The organism is Mycobacteroides sp. CBMA 271 (genome assembly GCF_009729205.1).
GTDB lineage: Bacteria > Actinomycetota > Actinomycetes > Mycobacteriales > Mycobacteriaceae > Mycobacterium.
In genome coordinates, this window is record NZ_VTHB01000007.1 from 272,122 (window position 1) to 292,150 (window position 20,029).

The following is a 20,029-nucleotide window of genomic DNA, read 5'->3' on the forward strand; positions in this document are numbered from 1 at the left end:
TCCGCTACTCGAAGACGAATCACCGCTGTTGCGTGGACGGCTCCCCGAATTGGACGAAACGACCAACGCTCCCACCACGACCAGCAGAAGTATCACCGCCCCAAGGACGATGATGGCGGTCATCACGCCTCGGCCCGCTCCGGACGTAAGGCGAAGTAGCGCAATTTCTTTCCGAACGCGATCTGAATTTCTCGACGACCACCGCGGCGCACCAGGGCGAAATGACGAAGCCCCTCAGTGACCTCCCGATCCATCATCCAGTCGCGCAAATGCGGCAACTCGTAGGTGTACTGGCGGAAATCCTTGGCATCGCAAAGCACGCAGCACTGCATGGAGTGCATCCGTGTGTACAGCTCGAATTCATGCTCCCAGTCGGGCATTTCCGCAAGCCACGGCACAGCCTTGGCGGTATCGAAACGACGCTTGACGCGCAGCTGCGCACCCGCGGCCAACGCGGTGTGCTCGTCGAACCCCGACGGGGCATTCCCGGCAAGCAGATCCGACAACACCGAAAATTGACGGCGTCGCAACACCTCGCGGTTGTCAAGCATGAACGACACCTGCCTTGATCGCCTGCCGGACCACCGACAGGTCGGCGCTGACGCTCGCTTCGTCGATCGACCCGTCGCGTTCGATGAGCACACCCAGGCTGCGGCCCGAGGTGAGCACCACAAGCTCGGTGAGCAGATCTGCGACCGGATCGATGATGGTGTCGGAATGGGTATCCCAGTACAGGTCCCCTTCGAACCGGCCACCCGCGATGTGCACATACGCGACGCGCTCGACAGGGAATCGGCGCAACATCGCGGCGGGCTCAACACCCGCGGCCACCGCGGTCGCGTACAGGTTGGCGACATCGAGCACCAGCCAGCAGCCAGTGCGCCGGGAAAGTTCACGCAGGTAATCGGGCTCGCTGAGCTCGTTCTCGGGCCACTGCAACGTGGTGGCCACATTTTCCAGTGCCAGCGGCACTCCGAGGTCATCTTGAACCCGGGACACATTGTCGACCAGCACGTCCAGCGCCAATGTGGTGCGCGGCGGAGCCACCAAGTGGCCAGCCTCCAGCATGTTGGCGTGCGCGCCGCCCTCGTAGCCTGCCCGCACAAAGGCCACATGCTCGCTGACCAGTGGGGCGTTCAGCTCGGCGGCGAGAGCGGCCAGGTGCTTGACGCGCTTGGCGTCTGGCATATCGGCGCCGGCGAGCCCCAACGACACGCCATGAGGCACGACAACTGTGCCGGCCTCACGAAGACGCATCAGCTCAGCAGGTAGCTGTCCGGGGATGAAATTCTCGGCGACGATCTCGGTAAACGAGATGCTAAGGACGTCGTCCGTAATGGCGCCTTGATTGAACATGCCAGCAAGCTCGGGACGCCACGAGGCACCGACCGCGGGCTCATCGGCCAGCACGGTCGTAAGCGGGTGATTTGAAGAGGCCACCGCGTTTACCCCCTTATCTCAAGACCGACGACATAGGCCAGTCTAGCTACCACGTTGATAGCTTAGGAAGTGCTAGGTGCCAACGACTTGAAAAAGCCGTCCGATCCAGGCCGGAAATTAGCCACAGCAGTAACTGCGGCGATCGGCAACGGGCCGTACAGGTGAGGAAACAGCATCGATTCAGGATCGCTGGGCACACCTGGTTCCCAACGTACCGGAGACTCAAGCAGATTCGAGGCGAGTGATAGTACGACCAGATCACACCTCCCGCGATACAAGCGATTGGCCGGAAGGTGAACTTGGTGTGTCGCGGACAAGTGAACGAATCCTATTTCAGCCAGTGACGTGGGCCGATGCTCTCCCCGTTCACGGGCCAATGCCCAGTCGTCGACGGAACAGATGTGAACGAGTTCGGGTTCGCTCGGTGACATCGAATGCATCACACCAGCCTGCCTGAGGCCGGTAACACATCGAACGTGAGCCGCGACACACCGGAGACACATGGGGAACAACCGAAACCCCCCAAACGTCTGACAAAGTACATACATAGGCGCCGAGCGGTTCACACGATCGCAAAGCTCAGGAAAGATACGGAGGAGCCATGACTGCAACTCTGACCACTCCAGAACTGACGAAGGCTGACCGCTGCGATCGTTGCGGAGCGGCTGCCCGGGTCCGCGCCACGCTCCCTTCCGGAGCCGAGCTGCTCTTTTGCCAGCATCACGCCAATGAGCACTCCGAGAAGCTGAGTGCCCTATCGGCGGTGCTGTACATCAGCGGCTCCGTAGAGGCCTAGTCGTCGAGGTTTCACCCCCGGTAATCACCAGCGACCATCCCATCAGGAATGCTGGTGTGGCCATGAGTGAGAAGCCACACCATGTCTCGACGGGTCGAGACGTCCTACACGTGATCCGCCGGACGGCCGTAAAGAGTTGGGACGACTCGATTTTCGCGCAGTCTGCCCAGGCTGCCTTTTGGCAGGTGCTATCGCTCCCGCCACTGCTACTCGGCATCCTGGGAAGCCTGACGTTCGTGGGGCCGCTGTTCGGTCCGGACACGCTGCCGGAGATCCAAGAGCGGCTCCTGCGGGTGGCCAATAGCGTGTTCAGCAAGAGCGTCGTCGCCGAGATCATCGAGCCGACCATCATCGACATCATGCGCGACGGGCGCGGCGAGGTGGTGTCGATCGGGTTCGTCATCTCGCTGTGGGCCGGATCGTCGGCGATATCGAGCTTCGTGGACTCCGTCGTTGAGGCGCACGATCAGACTCCGCTGCGTCATCCCGTTCGTCAACGGTTCTTTGCACTCGGGTTGTACGTCGCCGCATTGGCCATGGCTGTGGTGACGTTGCCCGTCATCGCGCTCGGACCCAAGCGGATCGCCGGGGTGGTCCCAGACTCATGGAATGGGCTGCTGAGATACGGCTACTTCCCACTCCTGGGCATCGCGCTGGTGGCCCTGGTGGCACTGCTGTATCGGGTATCCCTACCCAGGCCACTTCCGTCGCACCGACTCTTGATCGGCGCGCTGCTGGCGGTGACGTTCTTCGTGATCGCCAGCCTCGGCCTGCGATTTTATCTGAACTGGATCACCCGAACGGGATACACCTACGGCGCGCTGGCCACCCCGATCGCATTTCTGCTGTTCGCGTTCATGCTCGGATTCGCGATCGTGCTCGGCGCGGAACTCAATGCCGCGATTGAGGAACGCTGGCCGGCCGGCGCGACCCACGCCCGGCAGCTGCGCGAATGGCTGAGCCCAACCAACGGCTCCGCGAATGCGTCGCCGGAGGACTCCCCCGAAGGCTGTTAGTCAGCGCTCGTTCGCCTGGGCCGACGGCCCTGATTAATCGGTGCGCATCATTTCGTAGATGCGCTTGCAGTCGGGGCACACCGGTGAACCGGGCTTCGCCGACCGGGTGACAGGGAAGACCTCACCGCACAACGCGACCACATGGTTTCCCATGACCGCGCTCTCCACGATCTTGTCCTTCTTCACATAGTGAAAGACCTTGGGGGTATCGCTGTCTGTGCTCTCGTCGACGGTGGTGTCCGGACGCTCGATCGTCTGCGTGTCCATCTCTACATTGTGACATTCTGGACGTATGAGAGGTGATGAGCCGCTCGGGCGAAGAACAGAGCGCCGAGAGCTGTCGTTCGATGACGACGGCCATCCCGTACTCATCACAGCGGCCGCGGTCTCGGTCGAGGACCAGCATCGCGCCCGGGTACGCCGCTATGTGACGCTCATGGCGTTCCGAATCCCGGCTCTGCTGGGCGCCGCCTGGGCCTACAGCGCGTGGCACAACGGGTGGATCTCACTGGCGATCCTGGCGGCCTCAATACCGCTGCCCTGGATGGCGGTGCTCATCGCCAATGACCGTCCCGCCCGGAAAGCCGAAGAACCGCGCCGCTACGGCCCGCAGACGCAGCACCATGGGTTGTTCCCCACCGCGGAGCGCAGAGCGATTGATCCGGCTCCCCCGCCGCAACCGCAGATCGACCCGGAGGGCTCCGCCGACCCGTCTTAGGGACAGCTATGTCAATTCTCAGGACATTCTCAGCCGCCGACGGCGAATCCGCAGGTCAGTGACAGCACCATTTGGGAACCTCAGGAACTTTCTGAGCCGACCAGGCGTTGCAACACAAGAGACTTACGGATCAACTAGGAGGCAGCGATGGCAAACGCCACCACCCGTCCGGCCCGCACCATGGAGTCCGCGGATCTGGACGCACAAAGTCCGGCCGCCGATCTCGTGCGGGTGTATTTGAACGGCATCGGCAAGACCGCGCTGCTCACGGCGGAGGACGAAGTCGAGCTGGCCAAACGGATCGAGGCGGGGCTCTACGCCCAGCACCTTCTGGACACCAAGAAGCGCCTCGGCGAGGCACGCAAGCGGGACCTGGCGGTCATCGTGCGCGAGGGCAGCGCCGCGCGCAGTCACCTCCTGGAGGCGAACCTGCGTCTGGTTGTGTCACTCGCCAAGCGCTACACCGGCCGCGGCATGCCGCTGCTCGACCTCATCCAGGAAGGCAACCTGGGCTTGATCCGGGCGATGGAGAAGTTCGACTACGCCAAGGGGTTCAAGTTCTCGACCTACGCCACCTGGTGGATCCGTCAGGCCATCACCCGCGGCATGGCCGACCAGAGCCGCACCATCCGCCTGCCCGTCCACCTGGTGGAGCAGGTCAACAAGCTGGCACGCATCAAGCGCGAGCTGCACCAGCGCCTCGGTCGCGAGGCCACCGATGAGGAACTGTCCGAGGAGTCCGGCATTCCGGTGGAGAAGATCGGGGATCTGCTGGACCACAGCCGGGATCCGGTGAGCCTGGACATGCCGGTCGGGACCGACGAAGAAGCGCCACTCGGCGACTTCATCGAAGACACCGAGGCCATGTCGGCTGAGAACGCGGTCATTGCCGAACTGCTGCACTCCGATGTGCGCAGCGTGCTGTCCACTCTCGACGAGCGCGAGCAGCAGGTCATTCGACTCCGGTACGGACTCGATGACGGCCAGGCACGCACGCTAGATCAGATCGGCAAGCTGTTCGGTCTGTCCCGCGAACGCGTGCGCCAGATCGAGCGTGAGGTCATGAACAAGCTGCGCCACGGCGACCGCGCCGAGCGGTTGCGTTCGTACGCAAGCTAGCCAAGACCGGCCGGTCGTCGCGCAAGCGACTCATCCACCCACTACCCTGCCCTCGGGGCGCTGTGTCAGGAAGCGCAGCGCCCCGAATTGCGTTGTGGATCGGTAGACTGAGCACGACCGTAAGGGGCGAGTAGTGAACGATCTTGTCGATACGACAGAGATGTATCTGCGCACGATCTACGACCTTGAAGAAGAGGGCGTCGTTCCGCTGCGTGCCCGCATCGCCGAGCGGCTGGAGCAGAGCGGTCCGACAGTCAGCCAGACGGTGGCGCGCATGGAGCGAGACGGCCTGCTGAACGTCGCCGGCGACCGCCATCTCGAACTCACCGATAAGGGCCGCGCACTCGCGGTCTCGGTCATGCGCAAGCACCGGCTCGCCGAGTGCCTACTGGTCGATGTCATCGGACTGCCTTGGGAAGACGTGCATGCCGAGGCATGCCGCTGGGAGCATGTGATGAGCGAGGACGTTGAGCGGCGACTGCTCACGGTGCTCAACAACCCGACCACCTCACCGTTCGGTAACCCCATCCCAGGCCTGTCCGAGCTGGGTGTTCCCAACGACCGGTCTGACAATGCCAGCGCGGTGCGACTCACCGAAATTGCCGCAGGCGCACAGGTTGCCGTGGTGGTGCGCCGCCTAGCCGAGCACGTACAGGCCGATACCGATCTGCTGACGCGCCTCAAGGACGCCGGCATCGTGCCGAACGCCCGCGTCACAGTGGAGTCCTCCCCCGACGGCGTCATCATCGTCATTCCCGGTCACGAGAGTGTCGAGCTGCCACATGAGATGGCCCACGCCGTGATGGTCGAGAAGGTCTGACCAGTCCGTCGAATCACTGGTTCTCCTGTTTCTCCCTGGGGGGCAGGCTAATTCTCAATTCCTGCGCAAGCCGAAAACCAGTGTCGGCCAGGGCGCGAATCTCGTCGGGACGCATAGCCGCGTACAGCGCCGACATCAGCAACTGCCCCAGGCGATGATCCGGCTGAGCTGCGAGGGCTGCGTCCAAGACAACGCCCGCCAGCGGACCATCGCCACGCACGTAGGCGCTGAAGCCCAGTAGTACCAACGCTTCCGCGCGCCACGGCACCGGCAGCAGCCGGCTCAGTTCCAGCCAGAGCCGTTCCACATCGACCGCAAGCACACCGACTGCCAGCGCGCACACCGTGTCTCGCACGCGCAGGACACCTAGCGAGCGTGCGATAGCAAGGAGCTCACGGTTGGACATCGGGCGGCCTTCCGCCGTCCGGCAGGCGGCCCGCATCACCCGATTCACCGCGCGCCGGTCCTGCACGGCATCGGCACCCTGCTCCGGGAGCGGTCGTCGCAGTGAGGCAGCAAGGACAGCGGTACGACGCGGGTCAATGGGCGCGATCATCGCCACGAGGTCCTCTCGGCGTCGATGCACGGTTCTGCCCGCCAGTACTGCGGCAGCGGTCAGCGGTGAGCATGACGGATCGTCGACGGGCCCACCGGCACCGCACCCGTCGTAGCAGCGCCACCACCCATCCGGGGAGATCCGGTCCACCGTGTGACCGGCGATCAACGAAATGCGATGGTGTTCCATGTGTTTGGACAGCCGGCGGATGATGTCGCCGGCATCCAATTCATCGAGATCGGCGCTGATGACCACCGCGATGACCCCATCGGCCGGACCCGAGCTGACCACCTCCGCCAGCACCGCGAAGGCTTGATCTTCAGGACCATGCAGGTCGAACAGGTCCCTGCGCATGATCGACTCGACAAGGCCATCGGCGAGCGTGACCACCACGAGGGAGTCTTCTGGGACGAAGCCCAGCATCGCCGGCAGGGCGGCGATGAGGGCGGAAGGCCGGTTCAAGCGAAAGTCGGGGCAACCGGGAGTCCCGGGTATCAGCGATGTCATGTCCGCACGTTGACATCGACGACCGTCATGTTCCCGTCGGCGACCTCACGCTTTGCGATCCCGCCGACGGTCTGTGGATACTGCGCGAATTGTGGATGGCGCGCACGATCCGACCGCGATTCAGCGGAAGCTGTCGTGCACCTTCAGTACGGCGGCCGTGAAGGCTTGATCGAGGAGCACCGCGTCGGGCTCGGTGCCCTGAAAAGTCATGTATGTGGCCAGGATTCGGATATCACCGATCTGCGCGATAAGCGAGAGGGTGGTCTGTGTGCCGCTACCTGCACCCGCCGGGGAAACCGTCTGATTGACCGCCACCGAATCGTCGGCATTGATGGGCGGTGCCACCGCCTGCGACGCCGTCACAGCGCCCTGAATCTGATCTGCGCCCGTGAAGGTGAATGAGGCACAACGCTCCACCTGCGTCTTGTACGCGGCGAGCGGCTGCGGTACTCGCAGTACCGCTACCGTGATGGTCGATTCATCGGATTCGTTGGCGCCGACCGCCACCGCCACGTCCTGCAGCGTCGCCGGAAGCGGTGCCGGCGCACACGCGGCGGGGGTCACCGTCGCAGCCTCGGGCACACCCCGGATATCCCGCAGGGCCATTCGGGCAGCATCCGGGCTCAACGTGGTGGCTGAGTATTGGGGCGGAAATTCCGTCGGCGACAACAGCAGTGGGCCCACCGGTCCCGTCGGCGCCCGCAATGTCGTCGAAGTAGTCACCGGTACGGACGCACCACTGGATCCCGCAGTGGCCGATCCGTCCACCGCCCGCGTGCACGCGGGCGCCATCCCAGCGCAGCAACCAGCCACAACTATCGTCGCTACCAGCCGCGATGCCGTCACGGTCACATGCTGCCATCGGCATACCGCGAGCCCGAGGAGGCGCGCGCGAGAATCACCCGGGGACAACTGTTCATGCCGCCGTGGCGCGGACGGCATGCATGATTCCGCGAATCGGCGTATGAGTACACCCATGCCAGTTGCAGATACTCCCGCCTACGATCTCGTCGTCATCGGCTCCGGCCCCGGTGGCCAGAAGGCCGCCATCGCCGCGGCAAAACTAGGTAAGACGGTGGCGGTGGTCGAACGCGACAACATGCTCGGCGGCGTCTGCACCAACACCGGAACCATCCCGTCGAAGACGCTGCGCGAAGCCGTGATGTACCTGACCGGCATGAACCAGCGCGAGCTGTACGGCGCGAGCTACCGAGTCAAGGCCAACATCACCCCGGATGATCTGTTGGCCCGCACTCAACACGTCATCCGCAAGGAGATCGAGGTGGTGCGCGCCCAGCTGCTGCGCAACCGGATCGACCTGGTCAACGGCATCGGCCGCTTCGTCGATGAGCACACCGTCGTAGTGGAGGAGCCGTCCCGCGGCGAGCGGACAACGCTGCATGCCGAGTACGTCGTCATCGCCACCGGAACCAATCCCGCCCGGCCCGCCGGCATCGCATTCGACGAGAAGCGCGTCCTGGATTCGGACGGCATCCTGAATCTGCGTTTCATCCCCGGGACGATGGTCGTGGTGGGGGCGGGCGTCATCGGGATCGAGTACGCCTCCATGTTCGCCGCGCTGGGCACCAAGGTGACCGTAGTGGAGCGGCGGGACACCATGCTCGATTTCTGCGACCCGGAAGTCGTTGAGGCCCTTCGCTTTCACCTGCGCGATCTGGCGGTTACGTTCCGCTTCGGCGAGGAGGTGACCACGGTCGCCGTCAACGACTCCGGAACCATGACCACCTTGGCCAGCGGAAAGCAGATCCCTGCCGACACCGTCATGTACTCGGCGGGGCGGCAGGGCCAGACAGATCAGCTCGAACTCCCCAACGCGGGTCTGGAGGCCGATAATCGCGGCCGGATCTGGGTCGACGCGAACTTTCAGACCAAGGTCGACCACATCTACGCGGTGGGCGATGTGATCGGGTTCCCGGCGCTGGCGGCCACCTCAATGGACCAGGGCCGTCTGGCCGCGTACCACGCATTCGGCGAGCCTTCCAAGGGCATGACCGATCTGCAGCCGATCGGTATCTACTCGATCCCCGAGGTGTCCTACGTGGGCGCCACCGAGGTTGAACTCACCAAGAATGCGATTCCCTACGAGGTGGGCGTCTCGCGTTACCGCGAGCTGGCGCGCGGGCAGATCGCCGGCGATTCCTACGGGATGCTCAAGCTGCTGGTGTCCACGGAGGACCTGAAGCTGCTCGGGGTGCACATCTTCGGCTCCGATGCCACCGATCTGGTCCATATCGGGCAGGCGGTGATGGGCTGCGGGGGAACTGTGGAATACCTCGTCGACGCCGTCTTCAACTATCCGACGTTCTCGGAGGCATACAAGGTGGCCGCGCTCGACGTGATGAACAAGATTCGCGCACTCAACCGGTTCAAGGCCTGAAGGATTTCGCGCTCGGCGAATGGCGCACGTATTCCAGAAGAAACAGGAATTCGCATCCCGCCCGGGCCGTTGAGCCCCGTAGATACATTCGCCGTTTGTCTGCCGGTAAGGGACACTGGTGGGACGAGAGCGCGAAGGGAGGCGAAAGCGATGACGAGCAACGACGGAGATCCGCAGCCGTACCGGCCGGATCAAAGCGGTATGTATGAACTGGAGTTCCCCGGTCCGCAGCTGGCCTCTTCAGACGGCCGCGGCCCGGTGTTGGTGCACGCACTGCAGGGCTTCTCCGATTCAGGTCACGCCGTGAAACTGGCCGCAGCGCACCTGCGCAGCACGCTGGAGAGTGAGCTGGTGGCGTCGTTCGCCATCGATGACCTGCTCGACTACCGGTCGCGCCGGCCGGTGATGACCTTCAAGAGCGATCACTTCACCGAGTACGCCACCCCCGAGCTCAATCTGTACGCCCTCAAGGACACCAAGGGCACACCATTTCTGCTGCTTGCCGGCCTGGAGCCGGACCTGAAGTGGGAGCGGTTCGTCAACGCCATCCGGCTACTGGCCGATCAGCTTGGTGTCCGCAAGACCATTGGGCTCGGCGCAATCCCAATGGCGGTTCCGCACACCCGGCCCATCTCGCTGACCGCGCACGGCAACGATCGCAAGACGCTCGAGGAACATCCGGGCTGGATCGAGGAGGTTCAGGTGCCGGGCAGCGCATCCAACCTCTTGGAGTTCCGGCTCGCCCAGCACGGTCACGACGTCATCGGCTTCGCCGTCCACGTCCCGCACTACTTGGCGCAAACCGACTACCCCGAGGCCTCCCAACGCCTGCTGGAGGAAGTGGCCCGAGCCGGTGACCTGGATCTGCCATTGCAAGAGCTCACCGAGGCGGCCGCCAAGGTGCGCAACCAGATCAACGAGCAGGTGGACGGTAGCGACGAGGTGGCCCAGGTGGTCCAGGCCCTGGAACGGCAGTACGACGCCTTCGTTGCAGCCCAGGAGAACCGGTCCTTGCTGGCGCGAGAAGAGGACCTTCCCAGCGGCGACGAATTGGCCGGAGAATTCGAGAGATTCCTAGCCGAGCAGGCCAAGTTCGGTGACGATCCGCCCTCCGCGCCGACGAGTCCGCTCCCGGACGGCCCGATTCTCTAGCCGGTTTATGCGCTCGCCGCGCCAAATTTGCGGCGACGGGTGAAAATACTTCACATGAATCCACCACCGCGGCTCTTGCGTCCGGTGCCGGATACCGAGCATGTGAACGATGGCGAGGACGTCGAAAGCGGCCGGAGCACGGCATCCGCCCCTGACGCGTCCGCGCGGCCACGGCTGGCGTTCCGCACCATCCACGGTTACCGCCGTGCCTTTCGGATCGCGGGTTCGGGACCTGTGGTGTTGCTCATCCATGGGATTGGCGATAACTCGGCGACCTGGGACAGCGTGCACGCGCAGCTTGCTGAGCACTTCACCGTGGTCGCCCCGGACCTGCTGGGCCACGGCCAGTCGGACAAGCCGCGTGCCGACTATTCGGTGTCGGCATACGCCAACGGCATGCGAGACCTGCTGGCCGTACTCGACATCGAGAAGGTCACGGTGGTCGGACATTCGCTCGGCGGTGGAGTCGCGATGCAGTTCACCTACCAGTTTCCCCATCTGGTCGAGCGGCTCATCCTCGTCTCACCGGGCGGGGTCACCAAGGATGTCAATATCGTATTGCGGTGTGCATCATTGCCTTTCATCGGTGACGCACTGGGGCTTTTGAGGTTGCCCATGGCGATGCCGCTGGTCCGCCTCGGCGGCGCGGTCGCGCGCGCAACGCTGGGACGGGCGGGAATGGCCCGGGATATCCCCGACGTACTGCGGGTGCTGGCCGACCTGCCAGAACCCCGGGCCTCGGCCGCATTCACCCGAACACTGCGTGCGGTGGTGGATTGGCGCGGCCAGGTGGTGACCATGCTGGATCGATGTTATTTGACCGAATCGGTTCCCGTGCAGCTAGTTTGGGGCAGCGACGATTTGGTCATCCCGGTCAGCCACGGACACCTTGCCCACTCAGCCATGCCCGGCTCGTCCCTGGAGATCTTCGAGAAATCCGGCCATTTCCCGTTTCACGATGACCCCGAGCGATTCATCAGGATCGTGCGCCAGTTCATCGACTCCACCGAGCCCGCCGAGTACGACGAAGCCGAACTGCGTCGAATGTTGCGTATCGGAGTCACCGAGCGGGCGATCAGCGGAGCCGCCAGCACGCGCATGGCGGTGCTCGACGCCATGGGCACAGACGAACGCAGCGCCACCTAGCCGCTCAAGTGATGCCAGCGGCGAAGCGTTATCGGAGTTTCGCAGTTCATAGGTACCCAAATGCGAAGCGCGCTGCCGACGTAGAGTCACAGGATGAGCGTTGATGTCGCGGTTGTTCGCGTATTCACCGACGAGACAGGCGAGTTCGGCAATCCCCTAGGGATCGTGAACGGGGCCGAGGTGACCGCGGCGGACCGTCAGGGGATCGCTGCCCGGCTAGGTTTCAGCGAAACGGTTTTTGTCGACCTTCCTGCAGAAGGATCGAACACCGCGCATCTGCGGATCTTCACTCCGGCATCCGAACTACCCTTCGCCGGGCATCCGACCGTGGGATTGGCATGGTGGCTGCGTGAGCGCGGAACACCGGTCAACACCCTGCAGGTTCCCGCGGGCGTTCTCCAAGTGAGCTATGACGACTACACCTGGATACGGGCCCGGTCCGACTGGGCTCCCGAGACCGACTTCCACGAGTCGGACTCCCCCGCCGATGTGGATGCAGCCGACCCGTCCGAATATGCGGACGAACTGTTGCATTGCGTCTGGGCCTGGCAGGACCGTAATGCCAGCCTGGTGCGATCTCGAGTGTTCGCCGCAGATCTGGGTGTCGCCGAGGACGAAGCGACCGGGTCGGTCGCCGCGCGAATGACCGATCTCATGAGCCGCGACCTGATCATCAATCAGGGCAAGGGATCGCAGATTCTCACGCAGTGGAGTGCCGAGGGCTGGGTGACGATCGGTGGACGCGTCGTCGCCGATCAATCGCTGACACTCGACTAGACCGGTCCTCGACCGAAAGAGGTCAGGATCCTGTTGGAGCATCCCGGTGGGCGCGCAGCGCTGCGATCTCACGTTCGAAGTCGTCGGCCGAGCTGAACCCGCGGTACACGGAGGCGAATCGCAGGTAGGCGACCTCATCAAGGTCGCGGAGTGGGCCAAGGATGGCCAGTCCCACCTCATTGCTGGGAATCTCTGGTGACCCGGCGGCCCTGACGGCGTCCTCAACCTTCTGGGCCAGCAGGTTGAGTGCATCGTCATCGACGTCGCGGCCCTGACACGCCCGGCGTACGCCCTTGATGACCTTGTCCCGACTGAATGGCTCGGTGACGCCGCTGCGCTTCACGACGGCAAGCACAGCCGTCTCAACAGTGGTGAAACGACGGCCGCATTCGGGGCACGATCGCCGTCGGCGAATCGCTTGACCCTCATCGGCCTCGCGAGAATCGACAACGCGCGAGTCGGGATGACGGCAGAACGGACAGTGCATCACTGCTCCTTCGCCGGTTCTGAACTCCAAGTCATTGGGCTGGGTTGGCTGAACCACGGCGCAGCGCGCCCAGACCGGTGTCGAGGATACCCGTGCTCCCGCACGTTCGAAGGTCACGTCCGTATGCCGATCAGCCGACCGGAGAAACCAGCGTCTGACCCGCTTGCACTGTCGCCGAATCGAGTTCATTCAGTTCACGAATCTTCGCCACCACCGCAGAACGCGGCGCATCCGGCGCGACCCGCGAGGCAACATCGGCCAGGGTCTCCCCCGGCGCGACCTGGACCACCGCGACACGATCGGGCACGCCAGCCCCTCCGAGGCCCGAGGCGCTGACCTGCCCGAGCATCAGCAGCCACATCGTCGCCATCGCGGCACCCGCCGCGACGATGATCGTGGCCTTCAGGCTCACCTGCCGGCGGCCGTGCACCGCAGTCGAGACGCGGATTCCGTTACCCCGGTATGCAACCGGACGTCCGGCCGGCCTCCGATAGGCGACGGTGCGCACCGGCAGCGCACGACGTTGGGTCTGCGGGTACTCCGCGCTGTAGGCCCGCGCCTGCGGGGCGTACGCACGCGGCGCGAATTCGCCGTGGCGAGAACTGCGCGGTGTGGTGAGAACATTTGTGCTCATCGGTATGCCCTTCCTGTCTGTCGATCGGTTAGCCCGTTCGCTCTTATGTTCGAATGTACTCGATCATGTGTTCGATGTCCGAACATGTGATCGATTTGTAGCATCCGGCACCGACAAGTGGCGCTGACCAGCGGGAATGTCCGACGCGGCCGACTCAGTCCGCGCGCTATGCGACACGCATCGAACACATGTTTGATAAATGTCCTCGACAGGTCTAGATTCGGGCTCATGAGCGACACACCCAGCAAGGGACCCGCCACTGGTTCACTGACCGAGCGCCAGCGGACCATCCTGGAGGTCATCCGCGCATCGGTGAATGAACGGGGCTACCCCCCGAGCATCCGCGAAATCGGAGACGCCGTCGGGCTCACCTCCACCTCATCGGTCGCCCATCAACTGCGCAGTCTCGAGCAAAAAGGCTTCCTGCGACGCGACCCGAATCGCCCACGCGCCGTTGATGTTCGAGGACTCAACGAATCTCGCGGCCAGTCGGTCGCCACCGATGTCACCGGCTCGGGCGATCTACCGGAGCCGACATTCGTGCCCGTCCTGGGGCGTATCGCCGCCGGTGGCCCGATCCTGGCCGAAGAAGCCGTCGAGGATGTGTTCCCGCTCCCGCGAGAACTGGTCGGCGAGGGATCGCTGTTCCTGCTCAAGGTCGTTGGCGAATCGATGATCGATGCCGCGATATGCGACGGCGACTGGGTCGTGGTGCGTCAACAGAACGTCGCCGACAACGGCGATATCGTCGCCGCAATGATCGACGGCGAGGCGACCGTCAAGACGTTCAAGCGGACGTCAGGTCAGGTCTGGCTGATGCCGCACAACCCGCTGTTCGAGCCGATTCCCGGTAACGACGCCGCCATCCTCGGCAAGGTCGTCACCGTCCTGCGCAAGATCTAGGAAACCCCGGGCGGTGGCCCGGGGGCACTGTCATCGTCTGAGGACGTCAAGAACAGCTGGAAGTGCGCCACGTCGTGCCAGTTGCCCAGCTTGTAGCCGATTCGCCGGTAGAGGGCGACCTGCTCGAATCCCATCGATCGATGCAGTTTTTCGCTCGCCGCATTGGGCGTCCCGACGACCGCCAGCGCCGTCCGATACCCCAGCTCGCGAAGCCGGTCGAGTAGCGCCGTGTACAGCTGACGCCCCGCGCCCCGCTGCCGGCGTGAACCGTCCACGTACACACTGACTTCGCATACCCACTGATACGCGGTGCGCGATCTCCACGGCACCGCGTAGGCGTACCCCAGAATCTCGCCGTCGTCTTCAGCGACCAGCCAGGCATGCCGGTGGGCCGCCGTCCGGATGCGTTCGGCAAAAACGACATCCGACGGCGGCACCTCCTCGAGCGAGATGGCCGTGTCGGTCACATACGGCGCGTAAATCGCCGCGCACGAGGCCGCGTCGGCCTCGGTGGCATCACGGATGACCATTCGCAATTAGAGCGAACGCCCGATGATTTCCTTCATGATCTCGGTGGTTCCGCCGTAGATCGTCTGGACACGCGAGTCCATGTAGGCACGGGCGACGGGGTACTCACGCATGAAGCCGTAGCCACCGTGCAGCTGCAGGCAGCGGTCGATCAGGTGGACCTGCTTCTCGGTGCTGTACCACTTGGCCATGGCCGCCTGCTCGACGCTCAGTTCCTTCTTGTTGAGCAGCGTGATGAACTCGTCGACCATGATTCGGATCATCGTGGCGTCGGTGGCGAGCTCGGCCAGCAGGAAGCGGCTGTTCTGGAAGCTCTTAATGGGCTTGCCGAACGCCTTACGCTCCGAGGCGTACTGGATGGTCGCCTCAAGCATGGTTTCCATCGCGGCGGCCGCCACGACGGCGATCGACATGCGCTCCTGCGGCAGGTTCTGCATCAGGTAGACGAAGCCCTGGCCTTCTTCACCGAGCAGGTTGGCGGCGGGCACCCGAACATCGGTGAAGGACAGCTCGGCGGTGTCCTGTGCATCCAAGCCCATCTTGTCGAGCTTGCGACCGCGTTCGAAGCCCTTCATACCGCGCTCCACGACGATGAGGCTGAAGCCCAGCGCACCCTTCTCGGGGTCGGTCTGCGCGACCACGATCACCAGGTCGGCGTTGATGCCGTTGGTGATGAAGGTCTTCGCGCCATTGAGAATGTAATGATCGCCGTCCTTGACGGCCCGGGTCTTGATGCCCTGCAGGTCACTACCGGTGCCCGGCTCGGTCATGGCGATCGCCGAAATCAGCTCACCGGAACAGAAACCGGGGAACCAGCGCGCCTTCTGCTCGTCGTTGGCCAGGTCGCGGAAGTACGGGCCCGAAACGTCGTTGTGCAGAGTGAAACCAATGCCCGACTGCCGAGCCTTGGTGATCTCTTCGCCGATGATGGCGTTGTAGCGGAAATCGATGAGCCCGCCGCCGCCGTACTCCTCGGGCATATCGGTGCCCAGGAAACCCTGTTTGCCGGCCTCGACCCAGAGGGAGCGGTCGACGATCTTGTTCTCTTCCCACTCTTCCCGGTACGGCTCGGCATGCCGCTCCAGGAAGGTCTTAAACGACTCACGGAACAGTTCGTGCTCGGGTTCGAAAATGGTGCGTGTGAACTTGACGGCGCCGGCCATGGTTACCTTCCGGTTTGGGTTTACGTACTCGGCAGAATGTATACCAACCCACTGGTCGGTCGGTACTCGCCTACCCTCTGTTTGCAGACGGAAAGCCTAGAGTCATTCGGATGATCAGGCCTGCGTTTTCTGCTCTTCGCGCAAGCGGCTCATCGCAACTTTCACACACTCACTGGGGCGCGTTCACGCCCGAAGTTCGCGACGGCGAGGTAGTCGGTGTCGTCCCCATCGTCACCGACCGAGACCCGTCCCCGCTGCTGCAGAACATTCCCGGTTCGATCCGGCACCGGGCCCGGGTAACCGCACCGTCCATTCGTCGCGGCTGGTTGCGGGACGGACCCGGCCCCAGCACGGCACGCGGATCTGACGACTACGTCGAAGTGTCCTGGGAGGAACTCACCGAGCTGCTCGCCGGGGAACTGCGCCGCGTTGTCGATACCCACGGCAACGAGGCCATCTACGGCGGCTCGTACGGCTGGGCTAGCGCGGGACGCTTCCATCATGCCCAGAGCCAGGTACACAGATTCTTGAAATTGCTTGGCGGATATACCTTTTCACGCCATTCGTACAGCCTCGGTGCGACCGGTGTCATCATGCCGCACGTCGTCGGCACCCATGACGGACTGTTCAAGCGATCGACGTCCTGGGATGTCATCGTCGAGCACACCGATCTGCTGGTGGCATTCGGCGGCATCGCCCTCAAAAACACCGGTGTCAACCATGGCGGCACTACCGCGCATCCGGCCCGCGATGCTCTCCACCGGTTCCGCGCCCGCGGCGGACGCATCGTCTCGTTCAGTCCGCTGCGCGACGATGTTGATGGTGAATGCGAATGGCATGCGCCCGTTCCGGGAACGGATGTCGCGGTCATGCTCGCCATAGCGCATGTGTTGGCCGTGGAAGGTCTAGCGAGTCTGGCCTTCTTACGCACCTATTGCACCGGCTACGAACGATTCGAACGCTATCTGCTGGGCACCGACGATGGCGTGCCCAAGAGTCCGGAATGGGCGGCGCCCATGTGCGGCCTGGACGCCGACGAGCTGCGAACCCTCGCGCGTCGGATGGCGGCCGGACGCACCCTGGTGACGGTGAGCTGGTCGCTGCAGCGGGTCCGTCACGGCGAGCAGGCCCCGTGGATGGGACTCACGCTTGCCGCCATGCTCGGCCAGATCGGTCTTCCCGGGGGCGGATTCGGGCACGGATACGGTTCCATGAACGAATCGGGCCTGGCGCCGGTCAGCTGCCCGCTCCCGACGTTCCCGCAGGGCCCCAACCCCGTCGCGACGTTTATCCCCGTAGCGGCCATCAGCGAGCTGCTGCTGCGCCCCGGAGAGACGCTGGCCTACAACGGCCAGACACTCACGCTGCCGGATATCAAGTGTGTCTACTGGGCGGGCGGAAATCCATTCCATCACCATCAGAATCTCCCGCGGCTGCGCCGCGCGCTGGCCCGCGTCGACACCGTGGTGGTGCACGATCCGGTGTGGACGGCGATGGCCAAGCACGCCGATATCGTGGTGCCGTCCACTACCAGCCTGGAGCGGGACGACTTCTCCGGTAGCCGCAATGACCCGTTGTTGGTGGCGATGAAAGCCGTTGCGCCGCCGTTTGCCAACTCTCGTGACGATTTCACGACATTCTCGGCGCTGGCCGACCGGCTCGGTTTCGGAGAGCAGTTCGCCGAGGGACGCACGGCGCAGCAGTGGCTACGCCACATCTACGCCGAATGGGCTGGCGCCCTGGACTTCACGGTGCCGACCTTCGATGAGTTCTGGGATCAGGGGTACCTGCAGTTGCCGACCGATGAGGGTCTGACACTGCTGTCGGATTTCCGCGATAACCCCGAGGCGCACCCGCTACATACCCCCAGCGGGCGCATCGAAATCTTCTCGGAGACTATCGACGGGTTCGGATACTCCGACTGCGGTGGGTACCCGCAATGGTACGAACCCACCGAATGGCTGGGTGGCGAACGCGCCCATAATTTCCCGCTGCATCTGATCGCCAATCAGCCGCGTACCCGGCTGCACAGCCAGCTCGATTTCGGTGGCACCAGCCAAGGCTCGAAGGTTCAGGGTCGCGAACCCATCCGCATGCATCCGGCCGACGCCGCGCCGCGCGGTATCGCCGACGGCGACGTGGTGCGCGTATTCAACGATCGTGGTGCCTGCCTGGCCGGGGCGGTGCTCGACGCCGGTCTTCGTCGTCAGGTGGTACAGCTATCGACCGGGGCATGGTTCGACCCCATCGATCCCACCGACCCGGATTCACCGTGCGCACACGGCAATCCGAACGTCCTCACCGATGACTCGGGAACCTCGTCCTTGGCGCAGGGCTGCACCGGACAGCACGTGCTGGTGCAGATCGAACGGTTCGAGGGTGAACTACCACCGGTGCGCGCACATCGGCCGCCCCGGCTGGTGCCGCGCGATTAGAGCGCGGCCAGCACAGCCGCCAGCGCCCTCGGCACCCGCGCAATCACACGCGTCCCCTCGACCAGATGCTCGGTGGACTGCACCTGACCATCGGCGTGGATCCGAGACACCAGATCGCCGCGACCATAAGGGATCACGACGTCCACCTGAACATCTCCGCGAGGCACCGCCTCCGCGATGGCTGTACGCAGCTTGTCGACACCGTCGCCGGTATGCGCCGACACGAACATTGCCTTGGGTAGCGCACGGCGCAGCTGCGCCAACGCCAGATCACCGGCAGCGTCGATCTTGTTGATTACCAACAACTCCGGTGCCGCCGACGAATCATGATCGGCGACGACCTCCCCGATCACCTTGCGCACCGCCTCGATCTGGGCCAACGGGGCCAGATCTGCGCCGTCCACCACATGCACCAGCAGGTCTGCGTCAGCCACCTCTTCCAGGGTCGACCGGAAGGCCTCCACCAATTGGGTGGGCAGGTGCCGCACGAACCCGACAGTGTCGGTGATCACGAATTCGCGTCCATCATCAAAGGTTCCGCGCCGCGTGGTCGGTTCCAGGGTGGCGAACAACGCATCCTGCACCAACACTCCGGCGCCGGTGATGGCGTTGAGAACGCTCGACTTTCCGGCATTGGTGTATCCGACGATCGCGACCGACGGAGTATCGCTTTCAAGCCGCTGGCTGCGTTTGGTGTCGCGGACCGTCTTCATCTCGCGGATCTCGCGGCGCAACTTGGTCATGCGTTCGCGAATACGGCGACGGTCGGTTTCGATCTTCGTCTCACCGGGACCGCGAGTACCCACACCGCCGCCTGCGCCACCGGCACGGCCACCCGCCTGACGAGACATGGATTCACCCCAGCCACGCAGCCGCGGCAGCATGTATTCCATCTGCGCCAGCGAGACCTGCGCTTTGCCCTCACGGCTGGTCGCATGCTGGGCGAAGATGTCCAGGATCAAGGCGGTGCGGTCAATGACCTTGACCTTGACCGCCTTTTCCAGCGCCACCAGCTGCGCCGGGCTGAGCTCGCCATCACAGATGACGGTGTCGGCGCCGGTGGCCGACACGATCTCACGCAACTCGATCGCCTTACCGGACCCGATATACGTTGCCGGGTCCGGCTTTTGACGACGCTGGATCAATCCTTCAAGTACCTCTGATCCCGCGGTCTCGGCAAGCGCGGCGAGTTCGGCCATGCTGATATCGGCCTCCTGCGAGGTTCCGTCCGTCCAGACACCTACCAGCACAACTCGTTCCAGCCGCAGCTGTCGGTACTCGACCTCGGTGACGTCGGCGAGTTCGGTCGAGAGTCCCGCCACACGTTTGAGTGCGGCACGGTCCTCAAGGGCAAGTTCGCCATCGGTGGGCGTCTTATAAGTCATGGACATATCTGCCGTCGATCGTCCCATCCGCGGGCCGTCGACCGCATCC

The 20,029-nt window shown here is 63.9% G+C and carries 22 protein-coding genes; 11 read left to right on the forward strand and 11 right to left on the reverse strand.

The genetic code is table 11. From position 1 onward, the window contains the following. Nucleotides 1–122: 122 nt before the first annotated feature. From FZI91_RS19395 to FZI91_RS19405, 3 genes are all read right to left on the reverse strand, one after another. Nucleotides 123–551: a hypothetical protein gene (locus FZI91_RS19395; protein ID WP_155940686.1), complete on the reverse strand. Its 429-nt coding sequence runs from the start codon at nt 549–551 to the stop codon at nt 123–125. Beyond that, nucleotides 544–1,440, reverse strand: coding sequence for a DUF692 family multinuclear iron-containing protein (locus FZI91_RS19400; protein WP_162526000.1), 897 nt, complete (start codon nt 1,438–1,440; stop codon nt 544–546). Before FZI91_RS19400 ends, FZI91_RS19395 begins: the two co-directional genes overlap by 8 nt. 62 nt (nt 1,441–1,502) lie before the next feature. Beyond that, nucleotides 1,503–1,871 carry a DUF952 domain-containing protein gene (locus FZI91_RS19405; protein WP_162526014.1) on the reverse strand — a complete coding sequence of 123 codons (369 nt, stop codon included), beginning with the start codon at nt 1,869–1,871 and terminating at the stop codon, nt 1,503–1,505. Between the two features lie 170 nt (nt 1,872–2,041). On the opposite strand from FZI91_RS19405, the gene FZI91_RS19410 reads away from it, so the two are divergent. Both FZI91_RS19410 and FZI91_RS19415 read left to right on the forward strand, forming a co-directional pair. Then, a complete protein-coding gene (locus FZI91_RS19410) occupies nt 2,042–2,236 on the forward strand; it encodes a hypothetical protein (protein ID WP_155940689.1) in 195 nt (64 codons plus the stop codon). 62 nt (nt 2,237–2,298) lie between these two features. Continuing rightward, the gene (locus tag FZI91_RS19415; protein ID WP_155940690.1) at nt 2,299–3,252 is read left to right on the forward strand and encodes a YihY/virulence factor BrkB family protein; all 954 of its coding nucleotides are present in this window, start codon (nt 2,299–2,301) and stop codon (nt 3,250–3,252) included. A gap of 33 nt (nt 3,253–3,285) precedes the next feature. Here FZI91_RS19415 and FZI91_RS19420 read toward each other — a convergent pair whose 3' ends face one another. Further along, nucleotides 3,286–3,519, reverse strand: coding sequence for a DUF3039 domain-containing protein (locus FZI91_RS19420; RefSeq protein WP_155940691.1), 234 nt, complete (start codon nt 3,517–3,519; stop codon nt 3,286–3,288). Nucleotides 3,520–3,544: 25 nt separating this feature from the next. On the opposite strand from FZI91_RS19420, the gene FZI91_RS19425 reads away from it, so the two are divergent. The 3 genes from FZI91_RS19425 to FZI91_RS19435 all read left to right on the forward strand — a co-directional run bounded on the left by FZI91_RS19425 (nt 3,545) and on the right by FZI91_RS19435 (nt 5,909). Then, on the forward strand, nt 3,545–3,970 hold the full coding sequence (locus FZI91_RS19425) for a DUF3099 domain-containing protein (RefSeq protein ID WP_155940692.1): 426 nt from the start codon (nt 3,545–3,547) through the stop codon (nt 3,968–3,970). Nucleotides 3,971–4,117: 147 nt separating this feature from the next. Then, nucleotides 4,118–5,089, forward strand: coding sequence for a sigma-70 family RNA polymerase sigma factor (locus FZI91_RS19430; protein WP_155940694.1), 972 nt, complete (start codon nt 4,118–4,120; stop codon nt 5,087–5,089). A 133-nt stretch (nt 5,090–5,222) separates the two neighbouring features. Next, the gene (locus FZI91_RS19435) at nt 5,223–5,909 is read left to right on the forward strand and encodes a metal-dependent transcriptional regulator (RefSeq protein WP_162525999.1); all 687 of its coding nucleotides are present in this window, start codon (nt 5,223–5,225) and stop codon (nt 5,907–5,909) included. A gap of 13 nt (nt 5,910–5,922) precedes the next feature. On the opposite strand, the gene FZI91_RS19440 is transcribed toward FZI91_RS19435, so the two are convergent. Both FZI91_RS19440 and FZI91_RS19445 read right to left on the reverse strand, forming a co-directional pair. Continuing rightward, nucleotides 5,923–6,972 carry a DUF4192 domain-containing protein gene (locus FZI91_RS19440; protein WP_155940695.1) on the reverse strand — a complete coding sequence of 350 codons (1,050 nt, stop codon included), beginning with the start codon at nt 6,970–6,972 and terminating at the stop codon, nt 5,923–5,925. Nucleotides 6,973–7,092: 120 nt separating this feature from the next. Continuing rightward, nucleotides 7,093–7,824 carry a hypothetical protein gene (locus FZI91_RS19445; RefSeq protein WP_162526013.1) on the reverse strand — a complete coding sequence of 244 codons (732 nt, stop codon included), beginning with the start codon at nt 7,822–7,824 and terminating at the stop codon, nt 7,093–7,095. Between the two features lie 124 nt (nt 7,825–7,948). Between FZI91_RS19445 and sthA the strand changes: the two genes are divergently transcribed. The 4 genes from sthA to FZI91_RS19465 all read left to right on the forward strand — a co-directional run bounded on the left by sthA (nt 7,949) and on the right by FZI91_RS19465 (nt 12,445). Further along, nucleotides 7,949–9,370 carry a Si-specific NAD(P)(+) transhydrogenase gene (gene sthA / locus FZI91_RS19450; protein WP_239001742.1) on the forward strand — a complete coding sequence of 474 codons (1,422 nt, stop codon included), beginning with the start codon at nt 7,949–7,951 and terminating at the stop codon, nt 9,368–9,370. A gap of 150 nt (nt 9,371–9,520) precedes the next feature. Next, complete coding sequence (locus FZI91_RS19455; protein ID WP_155940697.1) at nt 9,521–10,522, forward strand: proteasome assembly chaperone family protein; 1,002 nt, start codon at nt 9,521–9,523, stop codon at nt 10,520–10,522. A 54-nt stretch (nt 10,523–10,576) separates the two neighbouring features. Beyond that, nucleotides 10,577–11,668, forward strand: coding sequence for an alpha/beta fold hydrolase (locus FZI91_RS19460; RefSeq protein WP_155940698.1), 1,092 nt, complete (start codon nt 10,577–10,579; stop codon nt 11,666–11,668). Between the two features lie 93 nt (nt 11,669–11,761). After that, complete coding sequence (locus tag FZI91_RS19465; protein ID WP_155940699.1) at nt 11,762–12,445, forward strand: PhzF family phenazine biosynthesis protein; 684 nt, start codon at nt 11,762–11,764, stop codon at nt 12,443–12,445. A 22-nt stretch (nt 12,446–12,467) separates the two neighbouring features. Here FZI91_RS19465 and nrdR read toward each other — a convergent pair whose 3' ends face one another. Continuing rightward, nucleotides 12,468–12,932: a transcriptional regulator NrdR gene (gene nrdR, locus FZI91_RS19470; protein WP_155940700.1), complete on the reverse strand. Its 465-nt coding sequence runs from the start codon at nt 12,930–12,932 to the stop codon at nt 12,468–12,470. Nucleotides 12,933–13,062: 130 nt separating this feature from the next. Then, nucleotides 13,063–13,566: a LysM peptidoglycan-binding domain-containing protein gene (locus FZI91_RS19475; RefSeq protein WP_155940702.1), complete on the reverse strand. Its 504-nt coding sequence runs from the start codon at nt 13,564–13,566 to the stop codon at nt 13,063–13,065. 228 nt (nt 13,567–13,794) lie between these two features. On the opposite strand from FZI91_RS19475, the gene lexA reads away from it, so the two are divergent. Next, on the forward strand, nt 13,795–14,469 hold the full coding sequence (gene lexA / locus FZI91_RS19480) for a transcriptional repressor LexA (protein WP_155940703.1): 675 nt from the start codon (nt 13,795–13,797) through the stop codon (nt 14,467–14,469). On the opposite strand, the gene FZI91_RS19485 is transcribed toward lexA, so the two are convergent. Beyond that, a complete protein-coding gene (locus FZI91_RS19485; protein ID WP_155940705.1) occupies nt 14,466–14,999 on the reverse strand; it encodes a GNAT family N-acetyltransferase in 534 nt (177 codons plus the stop codon). The genes lexA and FZI91_RS19485 overlap by 4 nt on opposite strands. A gap of 6 nt (nt 15,000–15,005) precedes the next feature. After that, nucleotides 15,006–16,160, reverse strand: a complete 1,155-nt coding sequence (locus FZI91_RS19490; RefSeq protein WP_155940706.1) for an acyl-CoA dehydrogenase family protein — start codon at nt 16,158–16,160, stop codon at nt 15,006–15,008. Between the two features lie 110 nt (nt 16,161–16,270). Between FZI91_RS19490 and FZI91_RS19495 the strand changes: the two genes are divergently transcribed. Then, a complete protein-coding gene (locus tag FZI91_RS19495) occupies nt 16,271–18,595 on the forward strand; it encodes a molybdopterin-dependent oxidoreductase (RefSeq protein WP_155940708.1) in 2,325 nt (774 codons plus the stop codon). Here FZI91_RS19495 and hflX read toward each other — a convergent pair. After that, nucleotides 18,592–19,986 carry a GTPase HflX gene (hflX, locus tag FZI91_RS19500; protein ID WP_155940863.1) on the reverse strand — a complete coding sequence of 465 codons (1,395 nt, stop codon included), beginning with the start codon at nt 19,984–19,986 and terminating at the stop codon, nt 18,592–18,594. The genes FZI91_RS19495 and hflX overlap by 4 nt on opposite strands. Nucleotides 19,987–20,029 lie beyond the last annotated feature (43 nt).